This is a genomic window from Frankia sp. ACN1ag, from assembly GCF_001414035.1.
In the GTDB taxonomy this organism is placed as follows: domain Bacteria; phylum Actinomycetota; class Actinomycetes; order Frankiales; family Frankiaceae; genus Frankia; species Frankia torreyi.
This window is the reverse complement of sequence record NZ_LJPA01000003.1, coordinates 30531-44617: the sequence shown is the minus strand read 5'-3', so window position 1 is coordinate 44617 and position 14087 is coordinate 30531. Positions and strand designations below refer to the sequence as shown.

13 protein-coding genes and 2 pseudogenes are annotated in these 14087 nt (G+C 71.7%); 3 read left to right on the top strand and 12 right to left on the bottom strand.

The annotated features are described in order from the left end of the window. Position 1 precedes the first annotated feature (1 nt). The 9 genes and pseudogenes from UK82_RS35220 to UK82_RS02895 form a co-directional block, all read right to left on the bottom strand. A partial coding sequence (locus UK82_RS35220) for an alcohol dehydrogenase catalytic domain-containing protein (protein WP_236705436.1) occupies positions 2 to 418 on the bottom strand: 417 nt, incomplete at its 3' end. 18 nt (positions 419 to 436) lie between these two features. Next, positions 437 to 1432 (bottom strand): SRPBCC family protein, encoded by a 996-nt coding sequence (locus tag UK82_RS02925; RefSeq protein ID WP_044887174.1) that lies wholly within the window; start codon positions 1430 to 1432, stop codon positions 437 to 439. 79 nt (positions 1433 to 1511) lie between these two features. Then, on the bottom strand, positions 1512 to 1778 hold the full coding sequence (locus UK82_RS02920) for a UBP-type zinc finger domain-containing protein (RefSeq protein ID WP_011607491.1): 267 nt from the start codon (positions 1776 to 1778) through the stop codon (positions 1512 to 1514). Beyond that, on the bottom strand, positions 1775 to 2089 hold the full coding sequence (locus UK82_RS02915) for a chaperone modulator CbpM (protein ID WP_044887175.1): 315 nt from the start codon (positions 2087 to 2089) through the stop codon (positions 1775 to 1777). Before UK82_RS02915 ends, UK82_RS02920 begins: the two co-directional genes overlap by 4 nt. Further along, positions 2089 to 2352: pseudogene (locus UK82_RS35215) on the bottom strand (DnaJ C-terminal domain-containing protein); the annotation flags it as partial. The gene UK82_RS02915 and the pseudogene UK82_RS35215, both read right to left, overlap by 1 nt. A 1-nt stretch (position 2353) precedes the next feature. Continuing rightward, on the bottom strand, positions 2354 to 3111 hold a 758-nt coding region (locus UK82_RS02910), incomplete at its 3' end, for a DnaJ domain-containing protein (RefSeq protein WP_236705435.1). A 13-nt stretch (positions 3112 to 3124) separates the two neighbouring features. Continuing rightward, complete coding sequence (locus tag UK82_RS02905; protein ID WP_055406233.1) at positions 3125 to 3670, bottom strand: nucleotide exchange factor GrpE; 546 nt, start codon at positions 3668 to 3670, stop codon at positions 3125 to 3127. Continuing rightward, positions 3663 to 5648 (bottom strand): molecular chaperone DnaK, encoded by a 1986-nt coding sequence (gene dnaK, locus UK82_RS02900; protein ID WP_055406232.1) that lies wholly within the window; start codon positions 5646 to 5648, stop codon positions 3663 to 3665. Before dnaK ends, UK82_RS02905 begins: the two co-directional genes overlap by 8 nt. Before the next feature lie 201 nt (positions 5649 to 5849). Next, positions 5850 to 6272: a molybdopterin-binding protein gene (locus tag UK82_RS02895; RefSeq protein ID WP_044887179.1), complete on the bottom strand. Its 423-nt coding sequence runs from the start codon at positions 6270 to 6272 to the stop codon at positions 5850 to 5852. Between the two features lie 542 nt (positions 6273 to 6814). Here UK82_RS02895 and UK82_RS02890 point away from each other — a divergent pair. Then, the gene (locus tag UK82_RS02890; protein WP_044887180.1) at positions 6815 to 7594 is read left to right on the top strand and encodes an SDR family oxidoreductase; all 780 of its coding nucleotides are present in this window, start codon (positions 6815 to 6817) and stop codon (positions 7592 to 7594) included. A 266-nt stretch (positions 7595 to 7860) separates the two neighbouring features. On the opposite strand, the gene UK82_RS35210 is transcribed toward UK82_RS02890, so the two are convergent. Beyond that, positions 7861 to 8307: DUF308 domain-containing protein (locus UK82_RS35210; protein ID WP_313949779.1), on the bottom strand; the 447-nt coding region annotated here is incomplete at its 3' end. A gap of 487 nt (positions 8308 to 8794) precedes the next feature. On the opposite strand from UK82_RS35210, the gene UK82_RS02880 reads away from it, so the two are divergent. Together UK82_RS02880 and UK82_RS02875 are read left to right on the top strand one after the other, a co-directional pair. Beyond that, positions 8795 to 9892 carry a ferredoxin reductase gene (locus UK82_RS02880; protein WP_236705434.1) on the top strand — a complete coding sequence of 366 codons (1098 nt, stop codon included), beginning with the start codon at positions 8795 to 8797 and terminating at the stop codon, positions 9890 to 9892. A gap of 47 nt (positions 9893 to 9939) precedes the next feature. Then, positions 9940 to 11052 carry an acyl-CoA desaturase gene (locus UK82_RS02875; RefSeq protein ID WP_044887183.1) on the top strand — a complete coding sequence of 371 codons (1113 nt, stop codon included), beginning with the start codon at positions 9940 to 9942 and terminating at the stop codon, positions 11050 to 11052. 68 nt (positions 11053 to 11120) lie between these two features. Here UK82_RS02875 and UK82_RS41310 read toward each other — a convergent pair. Together UK82_RS41310 and UK82_RS02870 are read right to left on the bottom strand one after the other, a co-directional pair. Continuing rightward, positions 11121 to 11206, bottom strand: a pseudogene (locus UK82_RS41310) (DNA-binding response regulator); the annotation flags it as partial. A 1-nt stretch (position 11207) separates the two neighbouring features. Continuing rightward, a partial coding sequence (locus UK82_RS02870; protein ID WP_236705433.1) for a HAMP domain-containing protein occupies positions 11208 to 14087 on the bottom strand: 2880 nt, incomplete at both ends.

Genomic DNA, 14087 nt, shown 5'->3' with positions numbered 1-14087 from the left:
NCTGCCCGCCGGGGAATCCGCCGAGCATGTGCGAGTAGCCGAAGATGCCGCCGGGGGCGTGGCCGAGGATCTTCTCCGCCAGGGAGGCGTTCGGGTTGGAGTTCTCGCACAGCGAGTAGTCGCCGGCCAGGCAGGTGTTGCACCGTCCGCACGCGATGGGGAACGGCACGACGACCCGGTCGCCGATGCGAAGGGTCTCCACGTCGTGACCGACGTCGACCACCTCGCCCATGAACTCGTGGCCGAGCACGTCCCCCTTCATCATCGTCGGCACGAACCCGTCGTAGAGATGCAGGTCGGTGCCGCAGATGGCGGTCTTGGAGACCCGGATGACCGCGTCATGGCTGTTCAGGATCTGCGGATCGGGGACCTGTCGGACCTCGACCTCGCCCCGACCGAGCCAGCAGTTTGCACGCATGACTGGAGTCCCTTCGCGTTACGCTCGGCCGAGCGGCCGGGCCGGGTGCTGGCGCAGCAGGCGGCTGGCCGGCCGGGAGCCGGTCGGACTCGCCTCGGACCGGACGACCTCGCCGGTCTCCATGAGCTGCTTGAAGCGGCGCAGGTCCTCGGCGAGAAGCTGACCGGGTTCCTCCCCGAGCACCTTCGCGAGCGCGACGCCGGCGGCTCCGGCGGGCGGCTGGTACTCCAGGTCGACCTGGACCTCGGTCCCCCGGCCCCCGGGCGCCGGCCGGAAGCGCACCGTGCCGGCGTTGCGGACGTCCGAGCGGCCGACCGACCGCCAGGCGATCAGCTCGTCGGGCCGGTCCTCGACGATCCGGGCATCCCATTTGATCTTCCTCCCGGCCGGTCCCCGGATCTTCCAGTGCGAGGTTCCGTCGGTGGTCCGCACCGAGTCGAGGTGGTACATGAACGTGGGCAACGACTCGAAGTCGTGCCACCGGCGGTAGAGGTCCTGGGGGGCCCGGCGGATGGTGGTGCTCGACCTCGCGTGCACCAGATGGCCCGGCGCCTCGGCGCGGCTGTGGCGGCGGGCGGCGATGACGTCCAGCACGGTGACGCCGACGACCGAGCCCACGGCCAACAGCGGGCGGGCCAGGCCGGCGCCGGTCACCCGGCGCCGGGCCGCGACGAGCGCCAGCGCCGACAGGTCGAGCAGGTCGCCCGCGACCCGTCCCCACAGCCACCGGCCCGGCTGCTCGCTGCCGAGCACGCCGACCCCGCCGGCGATCTTGTGGCCGCCGAAGATCCGCGTCAGGGTCCTGGAGACGGCCGAGTCGTCGGCTCCGATGGCCCGGGCGACCAGGTCGGGCGCCCCGAGCTCGGTCGCGCCGAGGCCGATGCCGAACCAGCCGAGCGCGCTGCCGAGGGCGTCCGGGCGGACGGCACCTCGCGCGCCGCCGCGTTCTCCCTGGTCGCCGGGCTGGCGCGCCTGCGGGTCGCGGAACTGCTGTTGACTGTTCTGCGTGCTCATCGCTGATCCCCCGTTTCGACTTCGGCCGGCCGGCCGTGCCGGCCGGGCGTGGGCATTCGTGATCGGCTCCTGATCCCGGTCAGACGAAGGTCTCGTCGACGTAGCACCAGCGCCAGTGCTCGCCCGGTTCGAAGGAGCGCACGATCGGATGGGCGGTGGCGTGCGCGTGGGCCCGGGCGTGACGCAGCGGGGAGGAGTCGCAGCAGCCGACGTGGCCGCAGGTCAGGCACAGCCGCAGGTGCACCCAGACGGAGCCGACCCGCAGGCAGTCCTCACAGCCGCGCGCGGTGTGCGGAACAACGGGTCGAACCAGCGCGAGATGGGGATCCACCCCGGTAGTGGTCATGATCGACCTCCTCGGACTCGCAGCAGCCGTTCGAGTTCACCGATCCGGTCGAGCAGGTCGAGCACGACCCCGCTCGCGGCGTAGGTGATGCCGAGGTCACGGCGGAGCCGTTCGATGCGGGCGGCGCGGGCCACCGCCGTCGCCGCGAGCGTGTAGCGGCCGGCGGGGTCGATGTCGGCGTCGAGCAGGCCGAGCGCCACCAGCCGGCGAACCAGATCGGGATGCAGCCGGACCGCGGCGCAGAAGGCGTCCAGATCAAGCGCCTGGTCGCGACGGTCGACGGCTCGGGTGCGCACCAGCAGCGTGGTCATCACCGCTCCCTCGGGTTGAACGACGACGTCCCGGCGAGCTCGGCGAACAGCTCCCGCTCCCGTTCGGTCGGCTTCGGCGGGACCATGATCCGCGCGTGGGCGTAGAGGTCGCCGGCGCCCTCACCGCGGTACGGAGCACGCCCGGGCCGAGGCAGGCCCCGTCCGCGCAGGCGCAGACGGCGGCCGGTGGAGGTGCCGGGCGGGACGGTGAGGGTCGCCTCGCCGCCGGCCGGATTGGGCAGGGTGACACGCGCGCCGAGGACNCCCTCCCACGGCGCGAGCGGCAGATCGATGTACACATCGCGGCCCTCGACCCGGAACCTCGGATCCGGGGCCAGCCGCACCACCAGGTACAGGTCGCCACGCCCGCCCCCGCCGCGGCCCTGGCCGCCCTGCCCGGCCAGCCGCAGCCGCTGGCCGTCGGTGACCCCGGCCGGGATCGTCACCTCCACCTCCCGCGTGCCGCCACCGGAGGCGGGCAGAGTGATCCGCCGCCGCCCCCCGTGGTACGCCTCGGCCAGGCCGACCTCGATCTCGGCTTCCTGGTCCGCACCGGGCACCGGGCCCGCCTGGTCGCGGCGGCGGAAGAAGCCGCCGAACAGGTCGTCGACGCCGAAGCCCTCGAAACCCGAGAAGCCCTCGAAACGGGCATCCGGACCGCCGCCGCCACCCGTTCCCGGACCGGCACCGGGGCCGGCACGGGCACGGGCACCGGCACCGGCACCGGCACCGGCACCGGCACCGGCACCGGCCCAGTGTTCGGCGCCCTCGGGCATCCGGCGGAAGTCCCGGCCGAACCGGTCGTACCGCTTTCGGCTCTCCGGGTCGGACAGGATGTCGTAGGCCTCCGACACCTCCTTGAACCGCTCCTCGGCCCGCGGATCGGAGTTGATGTCCGGGTGGTATCTGCGGGCGAGCCTGCGGTAGGCGCTCTGGATGGCGTCGGGGTCGGCGTCGCGGGGGACGCCGAGGATCTCGTAGAAGTTCCCCCGGCTGCGATCCCTGGTTCCGCTGGCGCTCATCTGATCTCCACAGTCACGACGCCGTCGGCGAGCGCGGGCCGGCGCTCACGGCCACCGACGCCGGCCGCAGCACGTGCCCGTCGGCCTGGTAGCCGGGGCGCATCACCTCGACGACGGTTCCGGCCGGGCCCGCCGTCGCCCACGCGGAGCCGTCGACGACGGCCCCGACCTCGTGCCGGTGGGGATCGAACAGACCGCTGTCGGCGTCGATGCGGCTGACCCCGCTGGCCCGCAGGGCCTCCAGGGCGAGGTGGCGGACCCCGCGGACGCCGTCGACGAGCGCATCAGGATGAGACTCGGCGTGCCCGAGCGCCAGTTCGAGATGATCCAGCACGGGCAGCCAGGCCAGCACCACCCGATCCCGCTCGGCTGCCTTCGCCGCGGCGATCTCCCGGCCCGTCCGCCGACGGACGTTGTCGAAGTCCGCCAGCGTCCGCAGGTGAGCCGCCTGGCACTGTTCGAGCTGGACGGCGAGATCGGATGCCGTCGCCGCGTCGGGCCGCTCGGCGTCGGGCCGCTCGATGTCGGGCCGCTCGGCGTCCGACCGGTCCTCAGCCATCGTCCCCGGTGGTGAACTCGGCGTCGATGACGTCGTCCCCACCGGCCCCCTGGCCTCCGCCAGCACCGACCCCGCCAGCCCCACCACCACCACCACCACCGGCACCGGCACCACCGGCTGCGCCGGCCGCACCGGCACCGCCGGCCGACGACGACGTACCGCCCGGCGCGGACGCCGTCTCCCGCTCCCCGGCGGCGGGCAGACCATAGAGGATCTGCTGCAGATCGTTGATGATCGGCCGGGCGCGGTCGACGTCGGCGTTCTCGGCCAGGGCGCGCCGGGCATCGGCGATGAGCTGCTCGGCGCGGGCCGACTCGTGCGTCGCAACCCGGCCGCCGAGCTCGGCGAGTCGGCGTTCGACCTGGTAGACGATGGTGTCGAGCTGGTTGCGGGCGTCGGCGTTCTCCCGCAGCCGGATGTCCTCGGCCCGGTTGCGCTCGGCGTCGGCGACCATGCGCTCGATGTCCTCGGACGGCAGGTTGGTGTTGTCCGAGATGGTGATCCGCTGCTCGACGCCGGTGTCGGTATCCTTCGCCGTGACGTTGAGGATGCCGTTGGCGTCGATGTCGTAGGTGACGTCGACCTGTGCCCGACCGCGCGGGGCGGGGCGGATTCCCTCCAGGCGGAACCGGCCCAGCGTCCGGTTGTCGGCGGCCATCTCGCGTTCCCCCTGGAGCACGACGATGTCCACCGCCGACTGGTTGTCCTCCGCCGTGGAGAACGTCTCGGTGCGCCGCGCCGGGATCGTGGTGTTGCGGTCGATCACCTTCGTGCTCACGCCGCCGAGGGTCTCCACTCCGAGGGAGAGCGGGGTGACGTCCAGCAGCAGCACGTCGGAGACCTCGCCCTTGATGACCGCGGCCTGGATGGCGGCGCCGACGGCGACGACCTCGTCCGGGTTGACCGTCATGTTCGGATCCTTGCCGGCGGTCAGCCGGCGCACGAGGGCCTGCACAGCCGGCATGCGGGTGGCGCCGCCGACGAGGATCACCTCGTCGAGGTCCCGCTCGGAGAGTTTCGCGTCCGACATCGCCTGCCGCAGCGGCCCCATGCACCGTTCAAGCAGATCCGCCGTCACCTGCTCGAACTGCGAGCGGGTCACGGTGGTGTCGAGGTGCTTCGGGCCGCCTGCGTCGGCCGTGACGAACGGCAGGTTCACCTGCGTCTGCGTCACCGAGGAAAGCTCGATCTTCGCCTTCTCCCCGGCCTCGAACAGCCGCTGCAGCGCCTGCGGGTCGCTGCGCAGGTCGATGCCGTTGTTGTTCGTGAACTCGTCGGCGAGCAGGTCGACGAGGCGGCGGTCCCAGTCGCTGCCGCCGAGATGGGTGTCGCCGGCGGTCGCGCGCACCTCGACGATGCCGTCGCCGACGTCGAGGATCGACACGTCGAACGTGCCGCCGCCGAGGTCGAAGACGAGCACGGTCTCGTGCGCGCGCTTGTCCATCCCGTACGCCAGCGCCGCCGCGGTCGGCTCGTTGATGATCCGCAGGACCTCCAGGCCGGCGATCCGGCCGGCGTCCTTCGTGGCCTGCCGCTGCGCGTCGTTGAAGTAGGCCGGCACGGTGATGACCGCTTCGGTGACCTTCTCGCCGAGGAATCGGGCGGCGTCGTCGACCAGTTTCCGCAGCACCATCGCGGAAATCTCCTCGGGCGCGTACTGCCGCCCGCGCACGACGATCCGCGCCGCGTCGTCGGTGCCCCGATGAATGTCGTAGGTGACGGTCCGAAGTTCGCTTGCCACCTCGCTGTACCGGCGGCCGATGAACCGCTTCACCGCGGTTATCGTGCCCTTCGGATTGAGAATTGCCTGGCGGCGGGCAAGCTCCCCGACCAGCCTCTCCCCACTCTGCGTGAATGCGACCACGGAAGGGGTCGTCCGGGCTCCCTCGGCATTGGGGATGACGGTCGGCTGGCCGCCTTCCACGGCGGCGATGACCGAGTTCGTCGTCCCCAGGTCGATTCCTACAGCCTTACCCACGATGCCCTCCCGGGAGTCCGCGACGTGCGGGTCACGCGAAGGCTGCCCCCGTGGGCCGGAACCAATCGGGTGTGACGCCAGATCCCGGCAGGTCACGGGCCCGGCCGGCCCCGATACCGAGCGGCGCGGGCGGTGCTCGACGCCGCCGTGGTCGCTCGTGGCGGCCGCGGCGGCGCGGGCGTCGGCACCGTGCCGGGCCGCTCAGACGGCCGCGAGGGCCACTTCCGTCGACTTGATCAGGGCGGTGACGGAGGAACCCTCGGCAAGGCCGAGATCGGTCGCGGCGGCCAGGGTGATCGCGGAGGTGAGCTCGCCGCCGCTGTCGAGGGCGATGTGCGCGACGGCCATCGCGCCGCCGGTCTCGAGGCTGGAGATCGTGCCGCGGAGCTGGTTGCGGATGCTCAGACCGTCCACGCTGCCGGTGGTGAGGGAAACCTCGGTGGACTTGATCAGCACTTCGACGGTGGAGCCCGCCGACAGGCCGAGTTCCTTGATCGCATCTATGGTCACCGCGGCCGTCACCTTCTGCCCGCCAGGCAATGCGATTAGTACAGTACTCATCACCGCACCTTCGGTGATGTCGGTGACGGTTCCGGTCAGTTGGTTACGTATGGTCAGACTCACGGCTACACCTTTCGTCGGTCCACCCAGCGCGTCCCTTCAGTTCTACTCGTTCGCCTGGGACACGTGCCCGCTCCGATCGCGCCTTGATTTCCGCACGTACCGAAAAGAGCCGCGGGTGAACGCCGCGGATGCGTCTCCCTTTGCGTCTGGAAAAGCGTAGGCAAGTGGCCGCACGGATGTGGCCGATCCCACATTTCGGAGACGGCTGCCGATACCCGAGAGCGCTCGACTGGCTCCCGCCGGCCCCGCACATTACCGCCCGGGGACGGCGTTCCGGGCTATCCGCTCCGGGCCAGGGCGGCGCAAAGCGGCTCGAACCGGGCCACCCGGATGTTCCCACCAAAACGTTCCGGCCGTACCCCGCCCGCGGACCGACCGGCGGATAGAGTACGGGCAATGACGACCGTCGCCGGCGTTGGGTGCGGTTCGCCTCGGCGGCCGGCGAGGCGTCGGCCCGAATGCCGCCTCGCGGATGGCGGCGCCCGGGATCTGGGAATCCGCCGAGGTCCACGGTCCACTCCCTCATCCGCAACGAGGTCGGAATGGCAGAAACACCGACGACAGCGACGGCGATCGTCACCGGGGCGGGGCGGGGAATCGGGGCGGCGATCGCCGCCGACCTCGCCCGCCGCGGTTATCACGTGGTCGTGAACTACCGGCGCGATGCCGACGCGGCGGCCGCCGTGGTCGCGGGAATTCACCGGTCGGGGGGCAGCGCGGTCGCGCTGGCGGGTGACGTCACCGCCCCGGACGACGTGGCGTCGCTGGTCGCGACCGTGCTCGCCGACCGCGGCCGGATCGACGCGCTGGTGGTCAACGCGAACACCGTCGCCCCGCCCTTCGCACCGCTGAGCGAGCTGACCTGGGCGGCGTTCGCCGCGAAGATGACCGGCGAGCTCGCCGGGGCCTTCCACATCACCCAGCAGGTGGTGGCGGTCATGCGGGCGCAGGGCGAGGGGCGGCTGGTCTATCTCGGCAGCACCGCCGCCGACTACGTGGGCGCGGGCCGGCTCGCCCACGGCACGGCGAAGGCGGCGCTGGCCACCTTCGCCCGCCACGTCGCCGCGGAGACGGCCCGCGACGGGATCAGCGTCCTGACCGTCGCGCCCGGCGCCGTGCGCACCGAGGCCACCGCAGCGGTCCTCAACGCGGAACGCGAGAAGGCGCTGGCGGACAACTCGGTGCTGCACCGCATCCTGGAACCGGCGGACGTCGCCGCCGCCGTCGGGTTGGCCCTCGACCCCGCCCTGCGCCCGGCGACCGGAACGGTCCTACGCGTCGACGCCGGCTGGTCGGTACTCGCCGGCGGCCCCACCGCCTGAGGCCGCCAGCGGGCCGGTCTATCGTCAGTCACCTACCGGTCGCCGATCGTCTACCGGTCGCCGGTCGGGTAGCGGTCGCTGGTCGTCGTCGCCCGCTGGGCGCGGCCCCCTTCCAGGCGTCCGCCCTCCGCGACCGCCCTGCCGCCGAAGCCGGCGGTCGTCAGGTCGTCCAGGTGCAGGCTGTCCAGGGGCGCGGGCGCCCGGACTCCCCGTAGCCGCAGAGCCATGGCGATCTTGGTCAGGCCGAGTGCGAGAGCGGCGAGCCNGACCCACAGGGCCAGCAGCGACCGCGAGTCCCGCGGGTAGCCCACCGCCCAGAACGCGACCCCGATCTCCAGCGCGCCGACGACGAGCGGCATCCACCACTGCGCCGGCGCCCGCCCGTCCGCCTCGGCCTCGGCGTGCTGCTCGGAGCGCCGGGCCGCGAACGAGTTGATGATGTCGTACACACCCTTGATCAGGAAGAACCAGGCCACCGTCCGAGCCACCACCTTGAAGGTGGGATCCGGCCAGACCAGCGCCACGATCCCGCCCACCACGAACAGCGCGGCGAGCAGCAGGTGGGACCACCGCCAGTCCCGGGCGGTCGCCCCCGCGGCCAGCACCTCGCTGGCCGCGCCCAGCAGCAGGACGATCCCCAGCACCACCGCGATCCTCTTCAGGGAATGCATGTCGAACTGCGGGATCGCCAGCGCGAACAGGGTGAAAGCCACACCTACGGCGAGAAGTGCGTACCACGGAATACCGNCTGACCGCGACTGCGTCCTTCGGTCCGCAGCCCGTTGATCGATCACAGTTCCCACCCCCGTCTCGTCAGGGTCGTCCCGTCTGGCGGGATCCGTCCCTCACTTCTGGACCACAGGTCAGCACCCTGATTCCCACCGTAGAGCCGACCACGCATGACCACCGGAAATCGTCCCGGCGGACCGCCGGCCGCGGTGCCGGACTATTCAGGTCGGGCGCGGCTCCGGACCCGCGAGCCGCAGGCACGTCACCGACCGTGGGAAATTCCCCGGGAATGACGATGCCTGCGGCCGCCGACGGCGCCACGCCGCACATTGATCGAATCGACGGCCCACGGCTGCGGTGTAGCCTGCCGTCGAGCCGACCCGAAGTCGCTGTGCCCCCGCTCGGAATCACCGGGATTCTCTTCGGAAAGACGTCTGGTCCGGTATGGCCGCCGGCGAGGTGATTCAATCGATGTTGACTATCAGGCCGATGCTGACCGTCAGGCCGATGCTGACCGCGGCGGCGGGCGTCCTGACGAGCCCGCTGACGCCGGACGACTACCGGGCCATGGTGAACCCGCTGTGGTCGCGGCGGCACTTGTCCGGCCGGGTCGAAGAGGTGGTACCGGAGACCCCGGACGCCTCGACCGTCGTCCTGCGGCCCGGTCGCGGCTGGCGGCGACACCTCGCCGGCCAGCACGTCGGCGTCGGCGTGAACATCGATGGCGTGTGGCACTGGCGGACGTTCTCGCTGTCGTCCCCGCCCGGCCGCCCGGACGGGCTCGTCACCATCACCGTGAAGGCCGCTCCCGGCGGGTTCGTGTCCCACCACGTCGTCCACCGGCTGCGTCCCGGCGAGATCGTCCGGCTCGGCCAGCCGACGGGCCAGTTCGTGCTGCCGGCGGACCTGCCGCCCCGGTTGCTGTTCGTGACCGCCGGCAGCGGCATCACCCCGGTGATGTCGATGCTGCGCGGCCTCGCCCTCGCCGGGGACCGGCCGGACGTCTTCCTCGCGCACATCGCGCCCGACGGGCCGGCGGTCATCTTCGGCGACGAACTGCGCCGGATGGCGGCCCGGACCCCCGGCCTCCGCCTGCACGAGCACCACACCCGCTCCCGCCCCGGCCGGCGGGCGCGGCGGCCGACGATGGCGGACCTGGCCGCCACCTGCGCCGATCTGCCGGATCGGCCGGCGTGGGTCTGCGGGCCGCGGGGACTGCTCGACGACGCGGAGGCGTACTGGCGGGCGGCCGGCCTCGCCGACCGGCTGCGGACGGAACGGTTCCAGCCGGTGGCGCGCCCGTCCGCCGGGCCCGGCGGGCGGGTGCGCTTCGTCCGCAGCGGACGGGAAGCGCTCGCCGACGCGGGCACGCCCCTGCTGGTGGCGGGCGAGGAGGCGGACGTCGCCATGCCGAGCGGCTGCCGCATGGGCGTCTGCCGCACCTGCCTGGCCCGCCTGGCCAGCGGCCGGATCCGGGACCTGCGCACCGGCGAGGAGCACGGCGACCCGGGCGACGTCATCCAGACCTGCGTGTCCACCGCCGTCGGCGACGTCGAGCTCGACCTGTGAGCCGAACCGGACCTGTGAGCCGAACCGGACCTGTGAGGAGAACGCGGATGCCAGCGCCCACGCATCTCAGTACCCGAGACATCGAGGAGTTCGGCCGGGAGCTCGACCGGCTGCGGGCGGAGGTCATCGCGAGCCGCGGCGAGGGCGACGCCCGCTACATCCGACGGGTGATCGCCCTCCAGCGCAGGCTCGAGGTCGGCGGCCGAGCGGTCATGTTCGCGTCCCTCGTGCCACCGGCGTGGCTGGCCGGTACGACGATGCTCGCCGTCGCCAAGATCCTCGAGAACATGGAGATCGGGCACAACGTCCTGCACGGCCAGTGGGACTGGATGCGTGACCCGGACATCCACTCCACCACCTGGGAATGGGATTTCGCCTCACCCGCCGAGCAGTGGAGGCACTCCCACAACTACGCCCACCACACGTACACGAACGTACTCGGCCGGGATCGGGACCTCGGGTACGGCATGCTGCGGGTCTCCCCCGAGCAGCCCTGGCACCCCGTGTACCTGGCCCAGCCCCTGTACAACCTGGGTCTCGCGGCCGTCTTCGAACACGGGATCGCGATCTACGACGCGGAGATCGACAAGGCGTGGCGGGGCGAGAAGGACTGGGGCGAGACCGCGAGCCAGCTCGGGCAGACGCTGCGCAAGTCCGCCCGCCAGGGGCTCAAGGACTACGTGGCGTTCCCCCTGCTCGGCGGTCCGGCGTTCCTCCCCGTCCTGCTGGGCAACCTCACCGCGAACGTCACCCGCAACGTCTGGGCGCACACCATCATCGTCTGTGGCCACTTCCCGGCGGGCACCCGGACCTTCACCGAGGAGGAGATCGCCGAGGAGAGCCGGGGCGAGTGGTACCTGCGACAGCTCCTCGGCTCCGCCAACATCAGCGGCCCGGCGCTCCTCCATCTCCTGTCCGGCAATCTCAGCCACCAGATCGAGCACCACCTCTTCCCCGACCTGCCCAGCAACCGCTACGCACAGATCGCCCCGCGGGTGCGCGAGCTGTGTGAGCGCTTCGGCCTGCCCTACACCACCGGCTCGCTGCCCCGGCAGACGGCGAGCGTCTGGCGACAGATCACCCGCCTGGCGCTGCCCGGCCCGGTGCGCTCGGCGGCGCGCCGCGGCCGGACCGAGCCCGTCGTCCCCCGCGCCGCCTGAGGGGAGCCGTCCCGCCGACAGCCGACAGCCGGCAGCCGGCAGCCGGCAGCCGGCATCGAACGCCCTGCTTACCGAGGTTGCCTACCGGGGGCGAGGCCGGCCCGGATGCAGGCGAGGAGCTCCTCGATGTCCACGGGCTTGGTGACGTAGTCGGNGGCCCCGGCGTCGAGGCACTTCTGCCGGTCGTCCGGCATCGCCTTGGCGGTGACGGCGATGATCGGCAGATCGGCGAACTGAGGCATGGCCCGGATGGCGGTGGTGGTGGCGTAGCCGTCCATCTCGGGCATCATCACGTCCATCAGCACGAGGTCGATGCCCGGGTTGGACTGCAGCGCGTCGATGCCCATCCGCCCGTCGGCGGCGTGGATCACCCGCAGCCCGTAGAGGTCGAGGATGCTGGTGATGGCGAAGACGTTGCGCACATCGTCGTCGACCACCAGCACGGTGCGCCCGGCGATCCCGGGGGCGGCAGCCACCTCCCGCGCCAGGGACGGGTCCGGATCGACGGGGACCGCCACCGGCGCCACCGGTGCACTCGCGGTCACCAGGTGGAGCCCCGGCTTCGCCTCGTCCATCGGCGCCGCGCCGTCCACCGGCGATGCCACGTCCACCGGCGGCGGCGCCACGTCCAACGGCGCCCCGTCGGGGAGCGCAGCCCACGGGGAGGGGGGAACGGGGGCCGGGGCCAGCCGTTCGGCGGAGGGTTGGGGGCCGTCGGGCGGTGTCGTCACGGCCGGGGCCATCGGCAGCCGGAGGGTGAAGGTGCTGCCCCGCCCGAACTCGCTGCGAGCCTGGATCTCCCCGCCCAGCAGCGTCGCCACCTCGCGACAGATCGACAGACCGAGGCCGGTGCCGCCGTAGCGGCGGCTGGTGGTGCCGTCGCCCTGCTGGAACGCCCCGAAGATGCGTTCCAGGTTCTCCCCCGCGATCCCGATGCCGGTGTCGGACACCGAGAACAGCACGGACTGCCCCGCTGCCCCCCCGCTGGCGCCGGACGACGTGATGGCCAGGTCGACGCTGCCCTGCTCGGTGAACTTCACCGCGTTGGACAGCAGGTTGCGCAGCACCTGCGCGACCAGGTGACGATCGGTGCGCAGCCGGGCGGGGAGGTCGGGCGCCATTGCGACGGTAAAGCGCAGGCCCTTCTCCGCGGTGATCGGCGAGAAGGTGGCCTGGACGTCGTCGACGATGTCGGCCAGGGCGACCTCCTCGACGTGGATGTCCATCTTCCCGGCCTCGACCTTGGACAGATCGAGGATGTCGTTGATGAGCTGCAGCAGATCCGAACCCGCGGAATGGATGACGTGCGCGTACTCGACCTGCTTCGGTGACAGGTTGCGGGTGGGGTTCTGCGCCAGCAGCCGGGCCAGGATCAGCAGGCTGTTCAGGGGTGTGCGGAGCTCGTGCGACATGTTCGCCAGGAACTCCGACTTGTACTTCGAGGCGAGGGCGAGCTGGCGGGCCCGCTCCTCCAGCTCCTGACGGGCCTGCTCGATCTCGAAGTTCTTGACCTCGATGTCGTGGTTCTGCCGGGCCAGCAGGGTGGCCTTCTCCTCCAGCTCGGCGTTGGAGAGCTGGAGGTCCTCCTGCCGGGACTGCAGTTCCTCGGACCGCGCCCGCAGCTCGGACGCGAGCCGCTGGGACTCGTCCAGCAGGGCGTCGGTGCGGGCGTTCGCGATGATCGTGTTGACGTTGACGCCGATGGTCTCCGTGAGCAGGTTCAGGAAGTCGTGGTGGACCTGCGTGAAGGGGCTGAAGGAGGCGAGCTCGATGACGCCGAGCACCTGGTCCTCGAACAGGATCGGCAGCACGATCAGGGCGACCGGAGCCGACTGCCCGAGGCTCGAGGCGATCTGCAGATAGTCGGCGGGCGTGTTCGCGACGACGATCGTCCGCTTCGTCCGCGCGGCCTGCCCGACGAGGGACTGCCCGAAGTCGAACCGGCGCGGAACGTCCCGGGGAGCCTGGTAGCCGTAGCTCGCGATCAGGTTGAGCGCCGGCCGTTCCACCCCCGACTCGGCGAGCAGGAAGGTGCCGTACTGGGCGTCGACCATCGGCGTCAGCTCGTCGATGACGAGCTGGGCGACGGTCTGCAGGTCGCGATGTCCCTGCATCAGCCCGCCGATGTGGGCGAGGCTGGTCTTCAGCCAGTCCTGTTCCTGGTTCGCGCGGGTCGTCTCGCGCAGCGAGCGGACCATCGCGTTGATGTTGTCCTTGAGCTCGGCGACCTCGCCCTGGGCATCGACGTCGATCGACCTGGTCAGGTCACCGGTGGCGACGGCGCTGGTGACGGCGGCGATGGCCCGGACCTGCCGGGTGAGGTTCCCGGCCAGCTCGTTGACGTTCTCGGTGAGGCGCTTCCAGGTGCCCGAGAGGCCCTCCACCTCGGCCTGGCCGCCGAGGATGCCGTCCGTGCCCACCTCGCGGGCCACCCGCGTCACCTCGGCCGCGAACGAGGACAACTGGTCGACCATCGTGTTGATGGTCGTCTTCAGCTCGAGGATCTCCCCGCGGGCGTCGACGTCGATCTTGCGGGTCAGATCGCCCCGGGCGACCGCCGTCGTGACCTGGGCGATGTTGCGGACCTGGCTGGTCAGGTTGTTCGCCATGAAGTTGACGTTGTCGGTGAGGTCCTTCCAGGTGCCGGACACCCCCTTCACGCTCGCCTGACCGCCCAGGCGGCCGTCCGTACCGACCTCGCGGGCCACCCGCGTCACCTCGTCGGCGAAGGCGCCGAGCGTGTCGACCATCGTGTTGATCGTGGACGCCAGGGCGGCGACCTCGCCCTTCGCCTCCACCGTGATCTTCTGGGACAGGTCGCCGCGGGCGACGCCGGTGGCGACCTGCGCGATGGACCGGACCTGCGCCGTCAGGTTCGAGGCCATCACGTTGACGTTGTCGGTGAGGTCCTTCCAGGTTCCCGACACGCCGCGGACGTTGGCCTGACCGCCGAGGTTGCCCTGGGTACCGACCTCCCGGGCCACCCGCGTCACCTCGTCGGCGAACCCCGAGAGCTGATCGACCATCGTGTTGAT